The sequence below is a fragment of the Acidithrix ferrooxidans genome (assembly GCF_000949295.1).
Taxonomy (GTDB): domain Bacteria; phylum Actinomycetota; class Acidimicrobiia; order Acidimicrobiales; family Acidimicrobiaceae; genus Acidithrix; species Acidithrix ferrooxidans.
The window spans coordinates 1-24,238 of the sequence record NZ_JXYS01000002.1 but is presented as its reverse complement, the minus strand read 5'-3'; the positions used below and the strand labels follow the sequence as shown (position 1 = coordinate 24,238).

The 24,238-nt window shown below is 46.6% G+C and carries 20 protein-coding genes and 2 pseudogenes; 14 read left to right on the top strand and 8 right to left on the bottom strand.

Translation table 11 applies throughout. The annotated features are described in order from the left end of the window. Positions 1–474: hypothetical protein (locus tag AXFE_RS00835; protein WP_200891146.1), on the bottom strand; the 474-nt coding region annotated here is incomplete at its 3' end. A gap of 437 nt (positions 475–911) precedes the next feature. On the opposite strand from AXFE_RS00835, the gene AXFE_RS20975 reads away from it, so the two are divergent. Further along, positions 912–1,046: a hypothetical protein gene (locus AXFE_RS20975; protein WP_268749133.1), complete on the top strand. Its 135-nt coding sequence runs from the start codon at positions 912–914 to the stop codon at positions 1,044–1,046. A 173-nt stretch (positions 1,047–1,219) separates the two neighbouring features. Here the strand turns inward: AXFE_RS20975 and AXFE_RS00830 are convergent, their stop codons facing one another. Continuing rightward, positions 1,220–1,660: a universal stress protein gene (locus AXFE_RS00830; protein ID WP_052604010.1), complete on the bottom strand. Its 441-nt coding sequence runs from the start codon at positions 1,658–1,660 to the stop codon at positions 1,220–1,222. Between the two features lie 383 nt (positions 1,661–2,043). Beyond that, a complete protein-coding gene (locus tag AXFE_RS00825) occupies positions 2,044–2,700 on the bottom strand; it encodes a response regulator (protein WP_052604009.1) in 657 nt (218 codons plus the stop codon). Positions 2,701–3,069: 369 nt separating this feature from the next. On the opposite strand from AXFE_RS00825, the gene AXFE_RS00820 reads away from it, so the two are divergent. The 3 genes from AXFE_RS00820 to AXFE_RS00805 all read left to right on the top strand — a co-directional run bounded on the left by AXFE_RS00820 (position 3,070) and on the right by AXFE_RS00805 (position 6,912). Beyond that, a complete protein-coding gene (locus AXFE_RS00820) occupies positions 3,070–3,492 on the top strand; it encodes a universal stress protein (protein WP_052604008.1) in 423 nt (140 codons plus the stop codon). Between the two features lie 829 nt (positions 3,493–4,321). Beyond that, positions 4,322–5,908, top strand: a complete 1,587-nt coding sequence (locus AXFE_RS00810) for a cytochrome b N-terminal domain-containing protein (protein WP_235347496.1) — start codon at positions 4,322–4,324, stop codon at positions 5,906–5,908. A gap of 566 nt (positions 5,909–6,474) precedes the next feature. Further along, the gene (locus tag AXFE_RS00805) at positions 6,475–6,912 is read left to right on the top strand and encodes a pyridoxamine 5'-phosphate oxidase family protein (protein ID WP_052604005.1); all 438 of its coding nucleotides are present in this window, start codon (positions 6,475–6,477) and stop codon (positions 6,910–6,912) included. A gap of 85 nt (positions 6,913–6,997) precedes the next feature. Here AXFE_RS00805 and AXFE_RS00800 read toward each other — a convergent pair whose 3' ends face one another. From AXFE_RS00800 to AXFE_RS00790, 3 genes are all read right to left on the bottom strand, one after another. Next, positions 6,998–7,651 (bottom strand): phosphate signaling complex PhoU family protein, encoded by a 654-nt coding sequence (locus tag AXFE_RS00800; RefSeq protein ID WP_052604004.1) that lies wholly within the window; start codon positions 7,649–7,651, stop codon positions 6,998–7,000. 150 nt (positions 7,652–7,801) lie between these two features. Further along, positions 7,802–8,428, bottom strand: coding sequence for a mycothiol-dependent nitroreductase Rv2466c family protein (locus tag AXFE_RS00795; RefSeq protein WP_152625775.1), 627 nt, complete (start codon positions 8,426–8,428; stop codon positions 7,802–7,804). Positions 8,429–8,538: 110 nt separating this feature from the next. Beyond that, complete coding sequence (locus AXFE_RS00790; RefSeq protein WP_052604002.1) at positions 8,539–9,627, bottom strand: glycosyltransferase family 4 protein; 1,089 nt, start codon at positions 9,625–9,627, stop codon at positions 8,539–8,541. A gap of 980 nt (positions 9,628–10,607) precedes the next feature. Here AXFE_RS00790 and AXFE_RS20625 point away from each other — a divergent pair. Further along, complete coding sequence (locus tag AXFE_RS20625) at positions 10,608–10,772, top strand: hypothetical protein (RefSeq protein WP_235347495.1); 165 nt, start codon at positions 10,608–10,610, stop codon at positions 10,770–10,772. 47 nt (positions 10,773–10,819) lie between these two features. Further along, a pseudogene (locus tag AXFE_RS00785) lies at positions 10,820–11,761 on the top strand (ISL3 family transposase); the annotation flags it as partial. Positions 11,762–12,063: 302 nt separating this feature from the next. Here AXFE_RS00785 and AXFE_RS00780 read toward each other — a convergent pair. Next, positions 12,064–12,978, bottom strand: coding sequence for an SDR family oxidoreductase (locus tag AXFE_RS00780; RefSeq protein WP_052604000.1), 915 nt, complete (start codon positions 12,976–12,978; stop codon positions 12,064–12,066). A gap of 206 nt (positions 12,979–13,184) precedes the next feature. After that, the gene (locus tag AXFE_RS00775) at positions 13,185–14,114 is read right to left on the bottom strand and encodes a LysR family transcriptional regulator (RefSeq protein WP_052603999.1); all 930 of its coding nucleotides are present in this window, start codon (positions 14,112–14,114) and stop codon (positions 13,185–13,187) included. A gap of 1,531 nt (positions 14,115–15,645) precedes the next feature. Here AXFE_RS00775 and AXFE_RS00770 point away from each other — a divergent pair. The 8 genes and pseudogenes from AXFE_RS00770 (at position 15,646) to AXFE_RS00730 (ending at position 24,108) form a co-directional block, all read left to right on the top strand. Next, the gene (locus tag AXFE_RS00770; RefSeq protein ID WP_052603998.1) at positions 15,646–15,894 is read left to right on the top strand and encodes a DDE transposase; all 249 of its coding nucleotides are present in this window, start codon (positions 15,646–15,648) and stop codon (positions 15,892–15,894) included. Positions 15,895–16,093: 199 nt separating this feature from the next. Then, positions 16,094–16,522: pseudogene (locus AXFE_RS00765) on the top strand (ISL3 family transposase); the annotation flags it as partial. Between the two features lie 317 nt (positions 16,523–16,839). Further along, positions 16,840–19,170, top strand: coding sequence for a hypothetical protein (locus AXFE_RS00755; RefSeq protein WP_152625772.1), 2,331 nt, complete (start codon positions 16,840–16,842; stop codon positions 19,168–19,170). Positions 19,171–19,706: 536 nt separating this feature from the next. Next, positions 19,707–20,000, top strand: coding sequence for a hypothetical protein (locus AXFE_RS00750; RefSeq protein ID WP_052603994.1), 294 nt, complete (start codon positions 19,707–19,709; stop codon positions 19,998–20,000). A gap of 447 nt (positions 20,001–20,447) precedes the next feature. Further along, positions 20,448–21,719: a MurT ligase domain-containing protein gene (locus tag AXFE_RS00745; RefSeq protein ID WP_052603993.1), complete on the top strand. Its 1,272-nt coding sequence runs from the start codon at positions 20,448–20,450 to the stop codon at positions 21,717–21,719. 2 nt (positions 21,720–21,721) lie between these two features. After that, positions 21,722–22,510 (top strand): type 1 glutamine amidotransferase, encoded by a 789-nt coding sequence (locus AXFE_RS00740; protein WP_052603992.1) that lies wholly within the window; start codon positions 21,722–21,724, stop codon positions 22,508–22,510. A gap of 218 nt (positions 22,511–22,728) precedes the next feature. Then, positions 22,729–23,355: an IS607 family transposase gene (locus AXFE_RS00735; protein ID WP_052603991.1), complete on the top strand. Its 627-nt coding sequence runs from the start codon at positions 22,729–22,731 to the stop codon at positions 23,353–23,355. Positions 23,356–23,523: 168 nt separating this feature from the next. After that, positions 23,524–24,108, top strand: coding sequence for a hypothetical protein (locus AXFE_RS00730; protein ID WP_152625771.1), 585 nt, complete (start codon positions 23,524–23,526; stop codon positions 24,106–24,108). Positions 24,109–24,238: the final 130 nt, after the last annotated feature.

Here is a 24,238-nt window from a genome sequence, read left to right as displayed (position 1 = left end):
GGAAAAGGCTGCATCTCCATAGGTGAAGATTCCACCGTCGCTTGCGACCAACCAATAGCCTTTTCCATCTGGAGTAGCTGCCATTCCAACTATTGGCTTATTTAGTGGTATTGCTCCAGCTGAACCATAAAAGCCTGCATCTCCATAGGTGAAGATTCCACCGTCGCTTGCGACCAACCAATAGCCTTTTCCATCTGGAGTGGCTGCCATTCCAACTATTGGCTTATTCAGATTCGAGATTGCAGGGTTCAACTGTCCAGGTGAAACAACTGGGGTTACTCCGTCGGCTGTGTTGCCTAAAAGGGAGTTTTTCCCCTTGACTGAGGCTGCTGTGTTTTGAGAGTGGTGATAGCTGGATGTATTTTCGAGTCCAATTCCAAAAGTCGCTATCAGGGTGGACGCCACCATTACAGTCGCCTTTGTGCGGCTTGGGTGTCCTGGTGCTAAATGGCTACTTTTGTCCTTCCACGTCATTGGAGTCCTTTCCGACTGTGGGTTGTATTCTGCTCTAAGCAACGGACGTTTTGTGGTTGACCTTGAGCAAAATATCACCTAAAGTGATAAGAAAGCAGATCACAAGGATTAATTGCATGATATAGCGATATCTGCTGATCTATTGCAGTCGATGAGTGATAAATAGTGCTATGAGTAGTATAAAATAGCCGCGATAGTGATTGGAGTTATAAAATCCAGGTCGTCATTTGCGGAAATCTCTTGTTCTCTGTCGCTCTTTATCCGTCTTGACCCCTTTGATCTTGAAATTACCAGGGAATTTCCCTGCCTCTTGATAGCTTGTATTTCCCAAGATAACAAGCGGAGCGCTTCGCTGCGTTGTTTGGCGATTGGCCATAGTCTTAGAATTACCACTTCTAGTGATTTAGTCTATGGCGATTAAAAGTAGTAATTAGTTGGTGGCAACTTCGCTTGAGTTAGATCCTGTACTTGTCTTGGAGGTTGTCGCTACCACTTTGGAGTTGGGACTTTATGTAAAAATTTTGTCGGATCCCACTGAGATCGTTTTGTTGCATCTGCCAATGTGGGTCTGAGGGTTTAGTGATTACTTGTATTGGTGTCGTCTCTATTAGGGGCTTTGAGTGTCTTGTGGTGAAACTATGGCTATCGACATGTGGTTTTAGGGTTCATAATTAAGCATCGGGCCCCCGTCTATTTGACGAAGGCCCGATGCTTGGGTTTTTGGGTTGGGAAACTGTGTCTATCGTTAGTTTTTGGCGTTGCGCACTATCACCAACGGAAAATTTGCATGATGAGCGAGTTGCTGGGACACGGATCCTAGCATGAGTCCAGTGAATCCTCCATGGCCTCGTGATCCAACTACGACGAGGTCAGCGTTGTTTCCACGTTCAATGAGTGCCATTGCTGGAGGTCCTTGGCGGATTGTTGACTCGATCGTAATGTCGGGATAGCTCTCCTTGGCCTTCGTCATAATCTCGTCTAGAAACTTTACACCATCTTTTTCAAAATCATCTAATTGGCTTACATATCCGCCATATGCCATTGTAGGCAATCCCCAGATGTGAACTATTTCCAGCACTGCATGACGTAGCTTGGCTTCTTCTGCCGCAAATTCTAAAGCCGCCTTCGAGGACGGTGAACCGTCTACACCAACAACTACCCTCGAAAATTCTTTTCTGATCGACATTTCTATCATCTCCACAATAGGTTCGTTCGCATGCCAACATTATCGCACACTTATAAGAAAAAATGAATTGCCATATTGCTATTTATTTTAAGGACATTAGTCCCTAAGCCTTTTTTACTAGGGATTGTTCGTAGGGTTTTTTCATAGAGCCTGTGTATCGACTATGAAAGCTGATTTATGGAGGATTGCGCCACGGCCTAAACTTCATTTTAGATAGATTGAACTCATCTGTTAATTGAAAATCAGAGCGGGAGGAGCTATTAACTGTGCTGTAGTAACGACGGTAATTCAACTAGGGTACTCTTGCGCAAAATGAGCCTTTTAATCTTCAAGTCGACGATTTTTGGGTTGCATCGATCGCCAACGATCGTCATCAGGCAAAGCTAATCGTGGTCCTTTAGTCGCTTTCGCTCAGAGAGACGAGCCGCATATGCTGCTGCTTCACTTCGGTGCCCCATCCCAAGTTTGGAAAGCATGTTTGAGACGTAGTTCTTTACGGTCTTTTCGGCCAAGAACATCTCGTTGGCAATCTCGCGATTTGTCATTCCCTCTGCTATAAAGTTAAGGATCTTGCGTTCTTGAGGTGATAGTTTTGATAGAAGATCGTCTTCTGGTTCGGGGCTTCTAAGTCGTTGTAGGACTCGTGCTGTGACGGCGGGGTCGAGAAGGGACTCGCCATTGTGAACTCGACGAATACCATCAATAAGATCGGAACTTCGAATTTGCTTCAATAAATAGCCGGCTGCTCCCGCTAAGATTGCCGAGAAAAGTGCTTCATCGTCAGAAAAAGATGTGAGCATTAAGCATCCTATCTCTGGCGATTTGGTCTTTATCTCTCTACAGAGCTCGATTCCATCACCATCTGGAAGTCGCACATCTAAAATTACGACTTGAGGTTGCACTGCTGGGATTCGCGCCAACGCATCAGCAACGCCCCCCGCCTCTCCAACGACTTCTATGTCGCTTTCCACGTCGATTAAGCTCGCGAGGCCACGTCGAACTACCTCATGATCATCTACCAAGAATACACGTATTGCCACATGACTTAAACTAATCTAAGATAGCAAATGAACGGCATTTGGATATTAATGGAGTCATTTGACCCTATTCGAATTGAAAATAAAAGTTTCAAGGGACTTGTATGCCTATACCTGTTATTTATCGTTTGGGGTGACTTCTTACGCGAAATTGTAGGGCTTTAAGGTGGGTTTGGATGTGCCAATAGCCTCTCTGGACAAGACGTCCTCTCAAATAGGATAAAGGAACGAATGAGGCGCGATACCAGGTGAGTTCTATATCGATTGAAACAGGATTTTCGCGCTGGTTTCCTCTAGGGAGATCTGTTTGGGTCTTCATTTGGCAGCCCGTTCATTGCAGTTTTACCCATTAAATTACCCTAAGGGAATGTGATGATTCCAACGATTATGGTCGCAATCGACCAAGATGATGCATCCAAAGCAGCATTGTTATGGGCGATAGAACTTGCTTCGATCCTTTCAGCGAAGGTAGTTGGCGTCCATGCTTGTGGATTATTGAACCAAGATTCGAATGGCTCTATCACCCCGACCAAGGGTCACATGGATTCGATCAGAGAACGTTTTGGCAGTGAATGGGCTAAGCCTCTTTCTGATTCGGGGTTAGACTACGAACTCGTTTTGCGGGATGGTAACCCAGTTTCGGTGCTACTTATGCTTGAAAGTGAAGTCGGCGCGGACTTGATCGTTGTGGGATCTCGTGGCCACAGCGTAATTGGCGGATTGATCGACTCCACATCACATCACGTCTCGGAGGCCGCTCGTTGCCCCGTTGTAATAGTACATCCGCCCTTGTAACAAGGGTGGCTTTCTCCTTGGAGAATGTGATTTAAGCAATCTCGACCATTTAGCCGACGCTATGGAGTGATACTTGCTTTTCTAGGAAGGCAACTGCCTTACGATGGGCAGTTCATGAACTGTTCGAAGCTACTTGGTTCACATATCTATCACCGCGGTACCGAGTTGGTCCGAGACATAAGGGTAACTTGGTGTGTTCGTGGAATTTTGCCTTGGTTAGGTTCAGATTTTTTAGATTATTTTTCCTATTCGAAAGCCGTTGGTGGTTTAGGTCTGAATTAGCGAAGCTGCCAGGCCAAGGAGTCTTTAAAGATTATGGGTGCGCCGATTTTAGAAATGAATATCGGTCAGAGCGCTATTCATACGAAAGCTGTTGCAGGTAACTTATTGAGATATCGCCTGATCCGTTACGGTTTGGCCCCTAGCGGGGCTAATATCACCCTAAGGGGTTCACATTACTTTTAGCGATTGAACTTTCGCACAAGTGCATGGATGCGAGTAAATGTTGGGACATTATAGGGTCGCAAAAGGGTAAAAGGTCACTTAGCAAATCGGTGACTACCGGTGAGACTGTAAGTGCGGAGATATTCTTCGTTTGAATGTGCAAAGTAAGGTGGTGAAAGATGAAACTGGCGTTTGCTGCTCTAGTTCCAATTATCGCCAGTCTCGTGAATTTGAGTACTCCGGGGCACTTCATCAGCGTTGGGGTCATTTCGATCTCGGTGGCTAATTTTATAGTCATTTTGCTGATGATAGCGGTATTTCTATTGGCAATTTTCGTGCCATTTCCTGGAAAGAAACATCAATCATGAAGACTGAAATGGATGGTATGGATCGTGAGTCTATCGTTGCGGGGTTGCCCGAAGATAGCGATATGTGGACGAATAAGGTCAGAAGAAAGTTCTACGGAAAGCTACCACCAGAGAAATTGCTCCCCGATCGACAACCTTCTTATGTCTCTTCGTGGATCTACGTTTTTGGAATATTGACCGTTTCGGCTTTGGCTGTAGTCGCACTCTCGGGTGCTATCTTGGCCGTAAAAGGGCCCTCTTGGTGGCATGGTTCTTCAATCGGCCACTATGTGAACTCTCTCCATATGTGGAGCGTGGAACTCTTCTTCTTCTTTATGATTATCCACCTGTGGGGCAAGTTCTTTATGGCCTCGTGGCGCGGGAAGAGATCCCTCACATGGATAACTGGAATGATCACATTCTTGGCATCCGTAGGTACTGCCTTTACCGGTTACGTCTCCCAGCAGAACTTCGATTCTCAGTGGATCTCGACTCAAGGTAAAGACGGCCTTAATGCTGCAGGCATAGGCTCGTTCTTCAATGTTTTGAACTTTGGACAGATGCTAATGTGGCATATCGTCCTTCTTCCATTGATTGTCTTGATCATCGTCGCGATTCACGTGGTTATGGTTAGGTTGCGAGGAGTGGTTCATCCATTCCCACCAAAGGGCGCTAAGGACTACCCAGCTGATGATAAGCCTTGGACCGGTAAGTATCGCCGATACGACATTCTAAAAGAGGGTACCATCGCTATGACGGTAGTGCTTGTCTTGACGATTCTGTTCGCAGTGGTCTTCTCCTCTCCTGATGAGGCTCCAATTACCCTTCAAACTTGGGCAAGAAGTGCTCCCGTGGACTTTGTTTCAACGGCTACCAGTGAATTAGCAGGCACTTCGATCTCTGCTAGATATGGTTACCCTTACAATAACGTTCCAGGATCAGGTCAGAAGCTAGGACCAATCTCCTTCCCTTCGATCTTTGGCGTAACGATTCCAGTTAATCCAGCTCAAGACTTTGTTCTAAAGCCACTTGCCACGGTCACAAACGACCCGACATTGGCGAGTTATCTATCAACTTACAATAGCGCTGGAGCATCTCAGGATGGCAAATGGGTCGACGCCTATACTAAGGCTCTTAGTAAAGGAACGGCAGCTGGCGGTGTGGTAAGTGTACCGAGTGGGCAATATGGTCCTGTTCCGTACATGATGAACTCGCTACTACGTCTCGCAAGCTCAGGCGGCCTTGATGCTTCATTGGTTGCTGGAACTGGATTCTACGGAACCGACTATACCAAGCCTCTGCTCTTTTTGGCAGATGGTGGATATATGGCAGGAATTGCACAAAAGCAACATCTGCTAGGTACTCAGTGGGGAATGATGAACGAGACCGGAAACTACCCTGGCCAAGCGTGGCTGTGGCTGTATACCTTCTGGTATCAGATATCTCCATTCTCGACTTCAGGCAATGCGGACGTTCTGGTATGGTCAATAATCATTGTTCTAAGTTTGGGCATGATGTTGCTACCATTCATTCCGGGTCTTCGGGCAATTCCAGAGAAAGTAAAGCTCTATAGGCTTATTTGGCGAGATTATTATCGCGAGGTTGAGTCAGAGAAGATCGACTAGATATAAGTCAAAGAAACCTTAAAGATTCTTCTTATAGTAGCAATAAATATTTCAAATCAACAAGGAAGCCTATCGACAATTGTCGATAGGCTTCCTTTACGAGTGGGGTAAATATTGGCTTCTGTGTGCTTAAATTATTCAAGTTCAGAGTTTTGGATCGACTGCTGTTTTAGATTAGATCTATAAGTTTTCAAATGTTAGGTTGTCGGCAATTGGGCGTCTTTAGAATCTGATAAAGTGACAGAATGCTCCTTTTATTGGTGGCTGTATATTTGTGACAACTAGAGGATTGACCCGAGCGGACTTGGAAATAGATTGGTAATTGTTGTCCTTTGATGTATCTGTAAATTCGTAACTTGTCCCGCTTCAAGCTATGCAGCGTCGAGCTTTTATTTGAGTCGGTAAAATCAATTTAAATATTTTGCTAATGAGATCTGTCGAATGCCCCAAATACTCTTTAATTCACAGTTAGCGTAGACTTGGTAACTAGACATGGCAGGACTTTTCGTTCGACTTAGTGACCTTGGACCCTTTGAATAGCGACTCTTTTAGGTAAGGATTGATAAGTGACAACATTTGATAGAAACGGCCTTGAGATGCTTACTGGCCAGGAATGCCTTGATTTGCTAGAGAGTCGAGACTTCGGACGTATTGGCTTATCGGTAAATGCCTTACCTGCTATTTTGCCAGTTAATTATAGATTTGTAGACGGTGTTATTATCGTTCTCTCGGCCAGCGGTGCGAAGCTTTCCGCTGCGACCAACAAGTCGGTCGTGGCTTTTGAAGTAGATGAATATTCGAGTGAAGACGAATATGGCTGGTCGGTGCTGGCGATAGGAGTTGCCTTTCGCTTGGATGAAGAGCCCACTTTGATTTCTAAGATAGATAATGTTATGGAAGTTTGGATCGATGCGGATTCCGCAAGTCTTCTTGGAATACGCCCCGACATCATATCTGGTAGGCGTATCTCTGGACCGAAGAATATTCGAGCCTTTGGTCGATAAATTGAAAGATGGGTTTATACCAGACTAGATTTGGACTGCCAATTTGCTGAGATATAGCCGCTCAGGAAAGCAGAAAGTTAGGAATCTATTTCATCCAAAGTTCCCTGAGCGTTCTTCCGAGGTTTACTGCGTGATCTCCAAATCTTTCGTAAAACCTGGCAATCAATGCGAGTTCGATTGTCACTGGAATAGGAAGCCCACCCGAGGCTAACTCTGCTACCAATGCGACTTGAAGGTCGTCGAGTTCATCGTCTAAGGATTCGACGGTAGACTGGTGGGTGCATTCGTGATCAGCAAAATCATCGGCTGTTAGCATCCACATTTTGAGACCTATCTCTCCCATTTGGGCGATTATCCCTCTCATTCGTGGAGTCAGTTCGGCTGTTACATTTTGTAGGGCGCGTCTGGCGATATGCTCTGCTAGATCTCCAGAACGTTCTAGTTCGGGGATTATTCTTAAAATTGAGATGAGATAGCGCATAGCGCTTTCCTCAGGAACCGTGGTAAGGAGAACTTCGTAGGAGAATCTCTGAATGTTCTTGTATAGTTCATCCACCATGGAGTCGCGGCGTATTAAGTCTCGAGCAATATGGTGATCGCCTGAAAGGAGTGCTTCGGTGGCGCCGGATAGGTGGCCACCCACTAAGCCAAAGAGTTGGATTACGAGTGTCTCGATCGATTGAAACTCATTTGTCTCCAATAATTTGTTCAGATAGGGACCCCGATCAGAATTATTCAAAAGTGACTCCCCCGGATCCTTAACTTTTGCATTAGGTGCGACTCCTTGTGCCCTTATATCTTAGGACGAAAGAGTGCGAGCCGTAGGCACTTAACTTTGAATTGTATTTGTTACTACGGCTAACGCCTATAGATAAACTGCTTTGCTCAATTACTCGAAGACCGGTGCTTTTCGAACGGCTCTTTTCATCTCGTAGAAGTCTTCCCGACTGGCTAAAACCTTGTAAGCGCCATAGACTTCAATGGCATCTTGTCCCTTTGGGATCGTGCTCATGACAGGGCCAAAGAGTGAGGGTCCATTTTCTCCGAAGGTGATGATCGGGGTGCCAACATCTCGTCCTGTGCGCTCTAGCGCTGTGTTGGTCTCTGCGGTGATTAGTGTATCGTAAGTTGAATCACTAAAGGCGCCCTCGAATTCCTGATCGAGGCCTGCTCGCTTTAGGATCGGCGCTATGGACTCGCCGGCTATGTAGCGTTCACGGTTCTTATTTGTGTGGAGTTCGGTTCCAATTTCTCGGTACCAACGGGCAACTCCGTCGTTTCCGGAGTCTTGTCTAACTGCGGCTGCTACGCGAAGCAGATTGTGGCCCAAGCCGTGGATATTTGTGTATCCTTGTGGAAATTCCGCTTCGTAATCTCTTGATGAGTTGACAACCGCAAGTGAGATAAACCTCCAGGTAGGTTCGACGACTTGTTGGTTGGCTAGATCATCAATCCATCTGGAAGTAACCCACGCCCAAGGGCAGATCGGGTCGAAGAAGAACTCTATTTTGTCCAAGATAACTCGTTTCCTTTTTGTGACTCTATTGTTGACTTGGTTGATCAACAAATTGGCTTTTGTTTTGTTCCCAGCTTTGGGAGGACGGTAAAGGGGATTTTACCTTCCAACTATAAGTTTTGGAGCATATTGGTCGAATGGTAACGCGCGATGGATTTGGTGAAGGTGGCTAAATAGCTAGATGCCATGGCTCTATAGTCAAATCGTTCTAGAGCCTCCTTTCGACATGTGGAACGAGAGATTTGATCGATGTGTTCTATGGCCTTCACCATTGACTTGAGATCTTGGGTCACATATCCGGTTCTTTCGTTGGTGATGATTTCGGGAACAGCGCCTCGATTGAACGCTATGACAGGCGTTCCACAGCTGAGAGCCTCAATGATCACAAGGCCAAATGATTCTTCCCAACGTACGGGGAATATTAGACCGCTAGCGTTTGCCAAGAGGTTTATCTTGTCTGTGCCGCCCACCTCGCCAATCCACGTAACGTCGTTTCCCAACTTGGGAGAGATGAACTCCTCGAAGTAGTTGAGTTCACCTTGTTCCTGACATTTTGCTGCAATTATAAGAGGATATCCGGATTGACGAGAGGCTTCTATGGCGATATGAGCACCTTTGAATTGTGTCATTGATCCCAAGAATACCAAGTAGTCGTCACTGGGATGCGACGTTGGACGATAGACATCGGTGTCTATTCCATGGTGAATTACTGTTGTGATATTGACGTCTACCGCCAGCTCGGCCTGTCGGTTGGAGATCGCAACGATCGGTGTATGTCTAGAGATCGCACCATAAAGTGCCCGGTATTGCTCATCCATGATTCGATGTGCTGTCAATACCGCAGGCGTGGAGGTAAGTGACGCCATTTGGGAGCCGATAAGCGTGTGGTCGCTGACGCAGTCCCATTTGGTCGATCTGAGCGCGTCTATAAATGCGTTGTGGCGCGCTATGAGTGGTTCGGGTTGTGAGTAGTTTTGATTTGCACTTTGTCTAAGGCTCTGAAAATGGATGATATTGTGATCGCCGTCGATGTTGAGATTTCCAGGCGAGACGATTCCAACTTCAGCCCCCAAAGCGTCAAGGCCCTTTGCTAAATTTGCGCAAAAGGACTCAATTCCACCGTAGGTGCGGGGTGCAACTTCGTGCCAGGGTGTTGAGTTTATGAGGATCCTTAATGTCAATTGCTTCTCTGATTTCAACTTGTTTTACATATTACAATGGATGGTCTTTTGGATAATATTACTTCGTATTTATAGATTTATGAACTTCTCGCCTAGTGATCTGCGAGAAAACATATAGGTTGCCTCGGCATGATTGATTTGGATATATTCTCAACTAACGAGCATATTGATAGCAAAAGGCGATCCAATAAATTGTTATGATTATTTGCAGTAGTGATCGACAATCATTATTTGCCCAAGCAACAGAGCGCATCGTGTGCTTCGCACATATATCACTGGGACCGCTATAAGTTGGTTAATTTTTAGACACAGCTTTATAATTTGAGTTAATGTATGAGCTATGCTGTGGTTGTTAATCATCAATGTTTTGATTATAGAATCTCCTATTTTCATGCTTGAGTTCTATCTTATTTTTCAGTAGTAACCATAGCAGAGCAATTGAGAGTTTCGAATTCAGAGAGGTCTGCGTATTTATATTAATTTTATATTTTGCTATTTCACATATTTATCTTCAGTGAATTGCCAGATAAATTGTCACTTTCCAGCGTTGAATCCTTCGGAGATTGGGAGGAATGAACCAATATATTCCAGACCAATGACATTGTATTAATGGTAAATTAGGTAATATGGTTTTTGTTTGAGGAAGTGCTCTATCTATTGCGAAAAGTCTTCAGATGGCTTTATAAAGGTAATTAGAAGTGAAATGAACCAATTGATAGGTCGTGGCTATTGAAGCCTTAGATATTTGGCTCTCCTAACCCTCATGTGGGTCACCAAGACCCCATAACCGATAAGTAACGCCTGTACGATAAGAACTTCTGGGTCTTTAAAAGCATTGAATGAAACGTGCACGGTTTGTGACCTCTAAATTTGAAGTTACTAACACACAGATTTAGGAGATCTAACCGTGCACGCTAACTCTCTAGTCAAGCAGTTGCTTGACGTTAAAGGTGCCATTGTCAACGATATTTTTATCTCAAAAGATGAAATTGTTGTAGATGTCAAACTTGCACGATCCAAGCTCGCATGTCGTAAATTCAAAACAAAATACCGCTACGACATCAGAACTGTCAACTCACGCTGGAGACATCTTGACATGGGAATACGTCGTACTTGGATCTCTTGTGCCCTACGGAGACTTAAATGCCCCAATCATGGAGTAATCACTGAGTCAGTGCCATTTGGGTGACCGGTATCTGAATCTCGCTTCACGAGAGACTTTGAACATCTAGTTGCCTGGTCAACCGCAAAGATGGATAAAACAACAGTTACGAAGCTCACCCGGATTGCTCAGAAAACAGTTGGTACGATCTGTGAGAGAGTAGTAGCCAAAGAGATCGATCCAAAGCGACTAGAGAAGCTCTCAATAATAGGGGTAGATGAGATTGCCTATCGTAAACACCATAAGTACATAACCCTTGTAACAGATCATGAAACTGGAAAGATCGTCTATGGAGCAGAAGGAAAAAGCGCTAAGAGTCTAGATGGGTTCTTTGATGAGCTTGGTTCGGAACGAACCAAGCTCATCAAAGTAGCAACAATGGACATGGGACCAGCTTTTGCTAAAGCTTTCGCTGATCATGCACCAGATACTCAAATCGCACTCGATCCTTTTCATGTCGTTAAATTGGGCACTGAGGCCCTGGAGGAGGTAAGATGCGACCTATGGCGCCAACTGAGAAAACTTCCTACTCCAGATTACGCCCGTAGGTTTGTGAGTGCAAGATGGGCATTACTAAAGAATCCTGGTGATTTGACTCAACGCCAAAATGAGACTCTACGTCAAATAAAGTCAACCGCTGCAATACTCCTAAAGCCCTTAGAGATGAAAGAATCCCTAAGAGGGATATTCGGTAGTGGATTATCCAATGACGAAGTAGCCGAGTTCTTGGATTCCTGGTGTGCTCGTGCTTCACGATCACGGATACCTAGCTTTGTCAGATTATCAAAGACAATTCGAATCCATAAAGCTGGAATTATGGCTGCTATTGAACTTGGTGTCTCTAATGGAAGAGTTGAGGGTCTAAATAATAAAATTAGATCCATCATTGCTAGATGCTATGGTCTTCACTCTGCAAAATCAACACTTGCTTTGGTGATGCTTTCATGCGGTCCGATTGATCTCAAGCTCCCCTACGAAAGGGTTGCTTGATCCACATCTATGTTAGGAGAGCCAGATATTTCAAGTAGGCGGATATTTTAAATAGGCCACGTCTTGATTGTATTGAGTTATTTTTGGATGAGCTTTGGTGTTATTACCCTAAATCCGTGATCCTCATGGTGCTAGATCTCGATCTAAGGCTTCTCTGGGTTAATGCGCATGATTAGTGGGTAATGGCTAGTAATGAGGCGATGATCTCGCCAACAACCAGCTTTGGAGTTGACCGGTGCTGGTCGTTGGCGAGATCTATGCTATGACTTGTATTGTTTTCTAGTGCGCAAAGTTGGACGCTGTTACGAAGGAATTCTGCCCGACATGTCAGCATTTCGTGCCGCTTTGTTGACAAGGTCCGGTATAAGGTCGGCGAGTTCTTCGACGCTCCAACGATCGTTCTTGTCGATTGCTGGTCCGCCATGCCATCCTTCAGCAACGTCTATATGGCCGCCCACTACATCGAAGACTCTTCCTGTGATCGCCTTGGAGGCGGAGGAGCCCAAATAAACAACCAGTGGTGATATGTTCTCAGGTGCAAAGATGTCAAAGGCTTCTGGCTTCTCATCGTTGGACGCAAAGCCAAGGTTGGCGGTCATTCGTGTTAGTGCCGCGGGAGCCACGGCATTGACAGTGATTCCGTAACGGGCTAGCTCTTGGGAGGTTATGACCGTAAAGGATGCTATCCCAGCTTTCGCGGCACCGTAGTTAGATTGGCCGACGTTGCCATATATGCCGCTCGAAGAAGAGGTGTTGATTATACGAGCATCATTGGTGTGGCCCTCCTTTGCGCGCTCTCGCCAATAGGTCGCGGCCCATCGGCTTGGTGCAAAGGTTCCTCGAAGGTGTACGCGGATGACCGCGTCCCATTCCGCATCTGTCATATTGATGAGCATTCGGTCCCTGAGAATTCCAGCATTGTTTACCAGAACGTCTAAGGTGCCAAAGGCTTCGACTGCGCTATTGATTAACCGTTGGGCGCCTTCCCAATCTGAGACGTCATCGCCGTTTGCGACCGCTTCTCCGCCCATAGCACGGATTTCATCGACCACTTCGCCAGCTGGTCCAATTGACGAGCCACTGCCGTCGACCTCGGCTCCAATATCGTTGACTACAACTTTCGCACCTTGACGGGCAAATTCCAGAGCGTGTGCTTTTCCGATGCCTCGGCCAGCTCCAGTTACTATTACAACTCGATCTTCGCAGATACCTGCCACTTTTTAACTCCTTGGGGATATTCCAGGCGGCAAAAGCCGCTTTGGAGGTCGTTATGTTACTAGATGGTAATATCCAATATAGTTTGCCACAAAACAATACATCAGGGTCAAGTGAAAATGTCGCTCAAACAGCTTTTCCCGTCTCATTTCTAAGTCCGACCGGAAGGTGCTGGTGAGATTTTCAGGCCTGATTGGCTTAGAGATCTTCAAGGTATCTGGCGTATGCCTCTTGGAAATTTGTACCTATGGGCCAATTTGGACGAACTGAAGAACTCATCTACGATATCAAGAACGGTCTTGACGGCCGCAGAATGCGCGACCCTTTTTCGCCGTGCTATCCCTACTCTGCGGGGAGGCAGTCCGGTAATCTCGACAATTCCTAACCGTTCGACCATGAAGCCTGGAATTGCAGACGTTGGTGCAATGGTTGGTGCGAACCCATCGAATGCCATGGAGGCTAAGAGCCGTATCCCATCAATTTCTGCTTTAGGTTGGAGCGTGATACCTACTTGCGTTGCGATCAATTCGATTTGGTCACGAAATTGGGTGCCTCGGGGAGGCAGCAGAAGTGGCTCGTTATCAAGGTCAGCCAAGGTGATTGCCTCTCTATTTGCTAGTCGATGTTCTTTGGTCGTAATCAGCACCAGAGGTTCTTCAAAGGCGGCCCTGAAGGCCAGTTCATCGGTGTTGGTGGGTCGAGTCATGATTGCAAACTCAAATGCATTTGAATAGACTCTTGCTTCCAGTGCAGAGGTTGTTCCTTCTGCAACTTCTATTTTGAGGTTGGGATGGCGAAGGGATAATTCGTTGATCAGCGGAGGTACGAACCATCGAGCAACCGTTCCTACCATCCCTATCCTAACCCGACCCCTGACGTCATTTTTTAGTCCGGAGATGTCGGAATCGATGGCGTCCAACTCCGCCAAGAGGCGCCTTGCACGTAAAGCTACCGCACGACCTTCTTGCGTCAACGACCCGCTCTTCCTGTCGATTAAGATTGCACCGACAGAATCTTCTAGCCGCGAGAGGTGGGCTGAGATATTAGATTGAACTGTTCCTAGTGCATGGGCGGCTTGTGAGAAGGACTTGAAGTCTTCTATTGCTAGGAGGGCGCGAAGTTGCCGTAATTCGATCATAAAATATGATTCTAGCTATCGTACATTACTGATAGAGAGATAATTGCACATTGACTATTATGTTTATTAGCAAGATAACGGATCCCCCCTCCAGCTTGCAAATTAGAAGAAGGCCAGCTCCCCCCGCTGGCCTTCTTTTTTACTCTGCCGGCCTGGACGTCTATCTGTGGTCGCCCTCTTTTTGATCTGGCGGATCGTGAGATTACAGTTCTCGATGATCTGGAAGATTATCCTCTTTGTGCTGCTCGGATGTTCTTTGGTGGGCTTGAGATGTTCTGGCATTTCGAACGGTGTTTTAGTTTTATAAGTTTACATCACTGCCAAAGTCCTATGTTGACCTCCTTGATTGAATCGACTTTGAATACTGCATCTTTCTTGAGATCTTTCTTGAGCATGGACTCTTTTTAGCTGGGACGTATTGTTCTGATATAGCTGTCATCATATGAAATTTTCAATTTGGACTTTTAAGAAGTTGTGCTTTGACGGGAGATTTGACGGTGGCGAATTTCAGTGAGGAATATAGGTCGGGCTCTTATTCGTCAGATGAATATTACCTTTAGATAGGAATTGAAGGTTCTTCAGCTGAAAAGTGTTGATGTGTTCGTAGATTCAGATTATTTAAAAACTAGTTGGAATCCGCGATTGAGGGAAAATTTTCCGCCAAAGTTAGGACCAGAGCCACATCTTTACTATCCCAAGATGAGATTTCCTTCTCTGTGGACTTCTAGCCCCTATGTGCTCGCTGTCGTGACTACTAGGGAATATCTTCGCAAACTAGCTTTAAAACCGTGATTTGGGTGATTTAGTTGTTGTGATATTTATTCGCTATGTTGCCTGGATATCGAGCGATGTTATGCTGATTTAGGCTTGCAAACCTCCGGCGTGGCCAGGCAATCTTATGTGCTCTAATAGGAGTTTATTATGTGCTTAAAATGCAGGAGTCTCCCTGGTGGGTTCGCCCAAGGTGCTAATTGATATTTAGATGAGTCACCTAGGTATTTCGTCTTTGTTGTTGCATAGGTGTGTCGATGTGGCTTGTTGAGATGGCGGGTAATCATCGGCCTATACGTATTTTGGCTCTCCTAACCCTCATGTGGGTCACCAAGACCCCATAACTGATAAGTAACGCCTGTACGATAAGAACTTTTGGGTCTTTAAAAGCATTGAATGAAACGTGCACGGTTTGTGACCTCTAAATTTGAAGTTACTAACACACAGATTTAGGAGATCTAACCGTGCACGCTAACTCTCTAGTCAAGCAGTTGCTTGACGTTAAAGGTGTCATTGTCAACGATATTTTTATCTCAAAAGATGAAATTGTTGTAGATGTCAAACTTGCACGATCCAAGCTCGCATATCCACCGTGTTGTTGAATAAGCCGTAAATTCAAAACAAAATACCGCTACGACATCAGAACTTGTCAACTCACGCTGGAGACATCTTGACATGGGAATACGTCGTACTTGGATCTCTTGTGCCCTACGGAGACCGAAATGCCCCAATCATGGAGTAATCACTGAGTCAGTGCCATTTGCACGACCGGTATCGTAAATCTCGCTTCACGAGAGACTTTGAACATCTAGTTGCCGGCTCAACCGCAAAGATGGATAAAACAACAGTTACGAAGCTCACCCGGATTGCTCAGAAAACAGTTGGTACGATCTGTGAGAGAGTAGTAGCCAAAGAGATCGATCCAAAGCGACTAGAGAAGCTCTCAATAATAGGGGTAGATGAGATTGCCTATCGTAAATACCATAAGTACATAACCCAAGTTATTTAGAGCCCGTAACAGATCATGAAACTGGAAAGATCGTCTATGGAGCAGAAGGAAAAAGCGCTAAGAGTCTAGATGGGTTCTTATGTGAGCTTGGTTCGCAACGTTCCAAGCTCTCACACAAGTAGCAACAATGGACATGGGAGCAGCTTTTGCTAAAGCTTTCGCTGATCATGCACCAGATACTTAGGTCGCACTCGATCCTTTTCATGTCGTTAAATTGGGCACTGAGGCCCTGGAGGAGGTAAGATGCGACCTATGGCGCCAACTGAGAAAACTTCCTACTCCAGATTACGCCCGTAGGTTTGTGAGTGCAAGATGGGCATTACTAAAGAATCCTGGTGATTTGACTCAACGCCAAAATGAGACTCTACGTCAAATAAAGTCAACTGGTGGAAAACTCTGGAAAGCCTACGAGATGAAAGAATCCCTAAGAGGGATATTCGGTAGTGGATTATCCAATGACGAAGTAGCTGAGTTCTTGGATTCCTGGTGTGCTCGTGCTTCACGATCACGGATACCTAGCTTTGTCAGATTATCAAAGACAATTCGAATCCATAAAGCTGGAATTATGGCTGCTATTGAGCCCCCTAGCTTGAAAAGGGTGTCTCCAACGGAAGGCTTGAGGGTCTAAACAATATATTAGATCCGCCATTGCTAGATGCTATGGTCTTCACTCTGCAAAATCAACACTTGCTTTGGTGATGCTTTCATGCGGTCCGATTGATCTCAAGCTCCCCTACGAAAGGGTTGCTTGATCCACATCTATGTTAGGAGAGCCCGTATTTTTACCGGAGATCATTCCCGAATAGCAATTACCTCCTAAGTTACGTAATTTTGTAAACAGTGGTGGATGCCTTTATCTTTATGATATTTTCCTCATTTGGAGGTTTTTTGTGTGCTAGAACTGTGATCTCGAGAACTATTGATAAGAGAGATGAGAGAGAATATATGAAGCATTTGAAGGGGTCTTTATCAGCCCTGGCGCTATTGGCTGGCGCATCTATTCCGCTGGTAAATTCGACTCCAGTTGGAGCGTCGAATAGTTTTTCCTGCGCTACTTCGTCTTTGGCAACTCCGAATATTTCAGCGAAGCCCACGGTTAGTACCTGTACCACGGTGGCCCCCGATGGGTCAAAGGAGCTGATCCAGATACCTTCTAACTTCAATGGCAATTTGATTTTGTATAGTCATGGTTATGTCTTTTCTGGAAATCCGCTCACCGCTGTCGACGCTTTCTCGGCGGGAACTGCTTCAATTTTATTAGCAGAGGGAGATGCCCTGGCGGGTTCGAGCTATGCGAAGAATGGATGGGGAGCAGTTCAAGCTGCACTTGTGGATCAAATTACGACTCTCAATGACGCTAAGAGCTTGATTGCTACTAATGACCCTGCGGTTTTGGGCCAGACTTTGTCGTCCAATGCGGTTAGCGCTACATATGCGACTGGCGTTTCCTTGGGTGGAATGATTACAGCTGCGCTAGTGCAGCAAAACCCGAGCACTTTTACTGGGGCTATGCCGGCTTGTGGAGTCGTTGGTGGTGGTGTGACCGCTTGGAATCGAGCCCTCTATTCCGAGGTTGCCTTTAAGACGCTATTTGATCCAACAGGGTCTCTATTGACGACTGGTATCTCACCAGGAGCAGCAACGAGCAACTATGCAAGCGCCGATGCTATCTTGGCTGGAGCCCTTTCAAAGGCGAGTTCCTCGGCAGCTACCGCGGCGCGCCTAGCATTGGTAGCTGCCCTTGGTAGCGTGCCGACTTGGTTTTCCCAAGCTCCTTCTGGCACGCCTACTTCTACTGAAATTCCATTTCAATCGAGTGCCACTGCACCTAACTTATCCACCGCATCGGGACTGCAGTCTGCTCTATTAGGCCAAGCTGACTGGATGTTTTATGTAGATTTTCCTTTTGCTTTTGGTCCGGGGAGATCTGACCTTGAGTCTGTAGCTGGCGGTAATCCATCTTGGACTAACGGCGTCAATTACGCTCAAGTGCTCGCTAATTCGCCAGACTATGCTGAAGTCCAAGCACTTTATGCGGCTGCTGGAATTTCATTGAGCTCTGATTTGGCTTCAATTCAAGGTACAACTCCGATTTCGGCAAACCCATCATCGTTGCACTATCTGCAAAGTTATTTCTCATTCAATGGGAATATACAAATCCCGGTACTTACGATGCATACAACCAATGATGGATTGGTGCCACCTGAGAATGAGACTTCCTATGCTAATGCAGTGGCGGCGAGCGGTAATTCAAACTTATTGAATCAAGTTTACGTAAACGATCCGGGCCACTGTGCCTTTAGCGCCGCCGAATATGCCAGTGGACTTCATGGCCTAATGTCGCGAGTAGCCACTGGTTCTTGGAGCGGCGCAACACCGGCGGCACTTAATGCATATGCCGCCAAGTACTATAGCGACCCTAGTTACAATGCAGCTGCTGACTCTAGTCCGCGGACTTTCCCAAGCAACGTTTATCCGGCACCCCCAGCTTTTGATACTTCTGGATTTACCCCAGGTGTTCCACTTGGGCAAATCCAATCGGGATATCTTCTTGCGGCAAAGGACGGAGGGGTCTTTGCCTTCAATGGATCATTCAGAGGATCGATGGCTAGCGTTAAACTCAATGCGCCAGTAGTGGGAATAGCTCGTACACCCGATGGTCAAGGCTATTGGTTAGTCGCAAGCGATGGTGGAGTCTTTAGCTTTGGAGATGCTAAGTTCCAAGGATCTCTTGGTGGAACTCACCTGAATGCACCTATTGTTGGAATTGCATCGACTCCCGATGGGAAAGGCTATTGGTTAGTCGCAAGCGATGGTGGAGTCTTTAGCTTTGGAGATGCTAAGTTCCAAGGATCTCTTGGTGGAACTCACCTGAATGCACCTATTGTTGGAATTGCATCGACTCCCGATGGGAAAGGATATTGGTTAGTCGCAAGCGATGGTGGAGTCTTTAGCTTTGGAGATGCTAAGTTCCAAGGATCTCTTGGTGGAACTCACCTGAATGCACCTGTTGTTGGAATTGCATCCAGTGGATCCGGTCAAGGATATTGGTTAGTCGCAAGCGATGGTGGAGTCTTTAGCTTTGGAGATGCTAAGTTCCAAGGATCTCTTGGTGGAACTCACCTGAATGCACCAATAGTGGGAATCAAGTATTACGCCCCGTTGAACGGCTACAGCCTTGTCGGGGCTGATGGTGGAGTCTTCAACTTCAACTCAAGCTATGACGGTGGAGTTGCCTCAATTCACTTAAATGCGCCAATTGCGGCAATTGCATAGGAATGACAAAAGCCTATATTTGAGGATCCATCTTTAGATAGGATTTTATCCTTCACACAGGGGTGTTCAATGGATTAGCTGCCCCATGTTACAGGGGAAATATGGCCCGTGGGTCGAAGGTGGTGAACGATTAATCGTTCACCACCAAATTTATCTCTTCATCTTCAACCAAAATGACACTCACTATGGCGCTGCATCTAGGGCGGGACGACCAATTGAATAAATCCCTAGGAAATCGCGATTAGCGGAACTGAGCAAGCTCTTTTTTCAAGGAGTGCATGGGATCGTTAATCCAAAGCTCTTAAGTAATTTGGCCATTGTGCTTGTGACGCTTTATAAAAGTAACAAAATTCTCCAAAGGGCAACGAGCAAGCGCCTGGAGTGTTTGTAGCCCTTTAAAATTATAAGCAATTTGCCATAAAAGGTCTATTTTGTGGACCGGATCTATCTTGTTTCTCATGGCCGTTGACAGACGTTGATAGGGTTTGGGAAGTTCGCTGCTAACAGCCCCTAGGATTTTAGCTGGACAATGGTCCTTGGATCTTGAGAATTTTCGGGGAATTGACAAAAGACAAGAACAAGATCGCTCCTCGACAGTTCGGTATTTGTATAAGTTCTTTCTCTTGTGGGACAACCGCCCTAATATTCCAGCGGTAAAGGAGGTAGATGAGAGCTTAGGGGTGAAATCTAAAGGCGAGCTATCTAACTTTGAGGTCGTTATCTTTTTGGATCGATGGAGTCTTCATGTCTTTGCGATAGCAAATAGTCAGCTTCTTTTCATTGTAAATGGCAATTTGAACCCGCATGAAGGAAGATATGACTGGTGTTGAACCTAGCGCCTTGATCAAAAATGCTCTCATTTAACCATCAGGTTGAGTCTTTAAATAGATAAGATTCGACTGATTGGCACATAGAGACGTTGGCCTCTATTGGCCAGAGCCAAAGCTCAAGATGGTGGCGCACTCTTCCTGAGCCGAATGAGACAGAACGCCCTATTAGAGGGTTGGTAGGCCTGCATCTCTAACGATGGAGTCATTTATATTTTTGTAAATTATGTGATTATATTTGAGGCAATGACTTCTCGAGATTAGATTGATCTGTATAACTTTTGCGCCGCCAAGTATCGAGTGGATCGGATGTTTTCGATTGTGCAACCTGACTGTTTAACTACTTCTGTTGAGGTTAAGTTGTGATTTTGTAAATATGCTCTAGTCGTATGAGGCACCGTTAAGGCGTTGGGTTGGCATGTGTTCGATGATATTAAGGTTGCCTAAAAATTGATTTCGAGAAAAGTTTCTGGTTTTACTCGATTCCTAGCCGGACCGTTAGCGACAATTGTTGGTAGAGCTTCGAGGGCTAGTGGTCGGGGCTCAGGGGAAGCAGTAGCTGGTTTGATATTAAATCGGCTTGATCCAGGTGGTATCGAACGCATCTCGAGGGACAAGTCGATTGTTTTGGTGAGTGCAACTAACGGCAAAACGACTACTACAGCCATGTGTGTTTCGGTGTTATCGAAAGTTGCGCCGGTCTTCACTAATGCGTCTGGAAATAACATGACTCCTGGCGTAGCCTTGGCTTTGGAGAATTCGAATAAATCGAAGATCGGAGTTCTTGAAGTTGACGAAGCGCATTTAGGTGAAGTCGCACGACGTACTGGCGCGCAGTGGCTAGTACTCATGAATCTCTCACGGGATCAGTTGGACCGCATTAGTGAAGTCAAATCCTTGGCGCTTCGTTGGAAGAAATTGATCGACCAAAATCCCGAAATTTCCGTGATTGCTAATGTAAGTGATCCCCACATACATTTTGCGACAATGAATTGCAACAAAGTAGTTCGTGTTGCGCTTGGTAATCAGTGGAAACTGGATTCGACAGTATGCCCTGTCTGTGATTCGGCGCTTGAGTTTGGCAAAAATGAGTTTTATCGTTGTATTGATTGTGACTTTCGAATGCCTACTGCCAAATATAGCTTCGAAAGCGAGGTGCTCTATAGGGATAAGTCGGCGATCGGAACAGTCCATGTCGGACTTCCTGGTCATTTCAATGCGTGCAATGGGGCATTGGCAGCTATCTTGGGAATTGAGTGGGGCCTATCCCCAGAGGATGCACTCCTGAGTGTTTCCAAGGTTCGAACCGTAGCGGGACGCTATGACACGATCGAACATAAGGGTCTTTCGCTGACAACTTTGATGGCTAAAAATCCAGCCGGTTGGCAAGCGTTGATAGATATGTTAGCTAGTGATGAGCGAGACATCGTAATTGGTATCAACGCCAGAGTGGCAGACGGTAGAGATACTTCGTGGCTTTACGATGTAGACTTCGGGCGTTTTTCAACCCGTCGGGTTATATGTTTTGGCGATCGACGATGGGATATTGGCCTTCGTCTTAGCTATGCCAATGTAGATCATGAGGTTGTTGAATCTTTCGAACGGGCTCTGAGCCACGTCGTTGGCTCTGAGGCTGTCGTCGTTGGAAACTACACCGCGTTCCAGGATGCGAGATCGACCCTTAGGGTATCGAGTCGCCCAAATATCAACGGAGGTGTCTAAGGATGGCTACGTCCAAGTTTAAAGTGGTGTTGGTCTATCCAGATCTTTTGGGCACATATGGCGATTCGGGCAATGCTGAGATATTAGTGAGGCGGGCAACTCTTCGAGGAGTTGATGCTGAGCTGAGGGTGGTCCACTCTCAGGAACGCTTAGATGATTCAGGTGATGTTTATGTTCTAGGCGGAGGGGAGGATGGACCCCAACAGGCGGCAGTCGATGCTCTGCGGAGAGATGGAGTCTTGAAAGAGGTTCATCAGCAGGGTCGTCAAATATTAGCCATTTGTGCCGGATTTCAGATAATTGGGGAGTCCTTTGCAACCTCGGACGTGGATAACGTCCCAGGGTTGGGCCTGATACCGGTCGTTACGCGGCGCGGTCGCCAGCGGCGTTGTGTCGGCGAGCTCCTCTGTGAGGCGTCGTCGGAGCTTGGAATTGCGTTGTTAAGTGGATATGAAAACCATGGGGGTCAGACGGAGATATTGGATGGTAATCCGTTAGGGCGTGTGATCCGCGGGGTTGGAAATAGATACGAAGACACCCAGGACGGTTATTTGTCGGATAACGTTATAGCAAGTTATGCTCATGGGCCCCTTCTTGCTAGGAATCCTGCGCTAGCCGATCGACTTTTGGAGAGGGTTCACGGACTCGAACTAGAGTCGCTTCGAAGGCGCGATATAGGTATCGAAGCTGAGAATTTGAGGCGTGAGCGAATCAAAGAGGTTCAAGGCAATAAGGGGTCCGTTCGCACCCTTATGAGACGGTTAACGCAACCTAACTCTAGGACTGTTTGATAACTCTAGCCTTCAGAGTTCTTGTCGGAAAATCTAATTCAGTCAAAGATAGGGCAAAGATAGAGGAGTCATGGAAACGGTATACCCAGGAAAATAAAAGGAACGAGTGCTGAGGAAGTTCTTATGTTTAGCTGATGGTTGGGGACGAAGCTGTTCGCATCTAGTTCGGCATACATAGGTACTTATCAGTGTCGCAGTGATGTATTGTACTTTAGGTCATGGGACAACTGGTACCTATCGCCATAGCAGCAAAAGAGCTTGGCGTGCATCCTGACACGCTTCGGCGATGGGAAGTAGAGGGCCGCATAGTTCCAGCCGAGCGCACTGCTGGTGGCAGAAGACGCTACGACTTAGCCAAGCTGCACCACCTCGCTCCACGCCAGAGACCATCAGCGAGAGCGACGATTGCCTATGCCAGGGTATCCACAAACCAACAGAAGGACGACCTGGTGCGCCAGGTGGCACTGCTCGAATCCTTCTGCGCGGCAAACGGGTGGATCTACGAGGTCATCTCCGATGTGGGATCAGGACTCAACTACCATAAGCGGGGACTCAAACAGCTTATCTCCAGGATCTGTTCAGGCGAGGTCGGTCGGCTTGTGTTTAGCCATAAGGATCGACTGCTTCGTTTTGGGTCAGAACTCGTCTTGTCCCTTTGTGAGCATTTCGGAGTTGAAGTCGTAATCATCAACGCTAGCGAGGATTCCACCTTTGGAGAAGACCTGGCAAACGATGTCATCGAGATCGTAACCGTTTTCTCGGCCAGGTTGTACGGGTCGAAAAGCAACAAGAACCAAAAAGTGATGGAAACACTCCAAGCGAAAGCCAGGGAGATCTCACCATGAGCGGTGTATCTGTGTGCTGGTGCTTAACTCAATGGTATTGAGGCTAAATCCATACCCCAGGCTAAAAAGAGGACCGTACGACTCGGAACGCTCCCTCTGTCCACACATAAGCGTGCGCAGATAGACGAGGCGCTCCGCAGTTACAGGGATGCCAAAGATCGTTTCTTGGTGGAGTTGGCTCCTGTGGGGATGTGGAGTTTCCTCGATTCCAAGCGGGACTTCCGAGACGCTATGAAGAAGGCGGACATCTACCCACAGGACGTCAACGTCCACTTGGTAGACCAGGCAGCCTTCGACGCTGTGGACACCTGGGTGCGCCACATCGAGTCAGTCCTGGCCATAGAAAACGTGAAGGCCAAGATCCATAAGCACTATAGAGACAACGAGATGCAGCAACATTTTGCCTATACCTGTCTCACTCGTTACGCATGGATCGGAGAAATCACACAAGGTAGAGTTCCTGCTATCAATTTGAAGGCACTTGTCGGCTTAGGAGGAAAGGAACGCGCCCAGGTTGTGCGTTACTTGCATCGGGTACTGCGTAAGGCACTCTCCAAGCACAAGAACCCGAGGGCACACGCGATGCGGTCGATGGCTCTGGACGAAACCCTGTACGCGACATTCACCACGATTACAATTCCCAAGAACCATACCTATAACCCCGAAGACCGCAGGTGCAGGCAGCCCCATCTGCGCCAGTACGTGAAGATCATCGGAGCCAAGACCAATGCACGGATCGTACACATTCGGTGATCCCGTCAAACAAGCGGTGCTGTAGACACTCGATGATGGCGTAAGGTTGGGGTAGCTGGCCTATCCTCTGTGGCCTAGGGTGGCTGGACACGGCGCTTTAATTGTGATAGTTATAGTTACGTGGCAAAAA

Bases quoted from the DNA above. Each gene is read 5' to 3' on its own strand.
- AXFE_RS00830 (WP_052604010.1), bottom strand. From the start codon at position 1,660: ATGTCGATCAGAAAAGAATTTTCGAGGGTAGTTGTTGGTGTAGACGGT.
- AXFE_RS00820 (WP_052604008.1), top strand. From the start codon at position 3,070: ATGATTCCAACGATTATGGTCGCAATCGACCAAGATGATGCATCCAAA.
- AXFE_RS00810 (WP_235347496.1), top strand. From the start codon at position 4,322: ATGGATCGTGAGTCTATCGTTGCGGGGTTGCCCGAAGATAGCGATATG.
- AXFE_RS20625 (WP_235347495.1), top strand. From the start codon at position 10,608: ATGTCAAACTTGCACGATCCAAGCTCGCATGTCGTAAATTCAAAACAA.
- AXFE_RS00775 (WP_052603999.1), bottom strand. From the start codon at position 14,114: ATGATCGAATTACGGCAACTTCGCGCCCTCCTAGCAATAGAAGACTTC.
- AXFE_RS00755 (WP_152625772.1), top strand. From the start codon at position 16,840: ATGAAGCATTTGAAGGGGTCTTTATCAGCCCTGGCGCTATTGGCTGGC.
- AXFE_RS00740 (WP_052603992.1), top strand. From the start codon at position 21,722: ATGGCTACGTCCAAGTTTAAAGTGGTGTTGGTCTATCCAGATCTTTTG.
- AXFE_RS00735 (WP_052603991.1), top strand. From the start codon at position 22,729: ATGGGACAACTGGTACCTATCGCCATAGCAGCAAAAGAGCTTGGCGTG.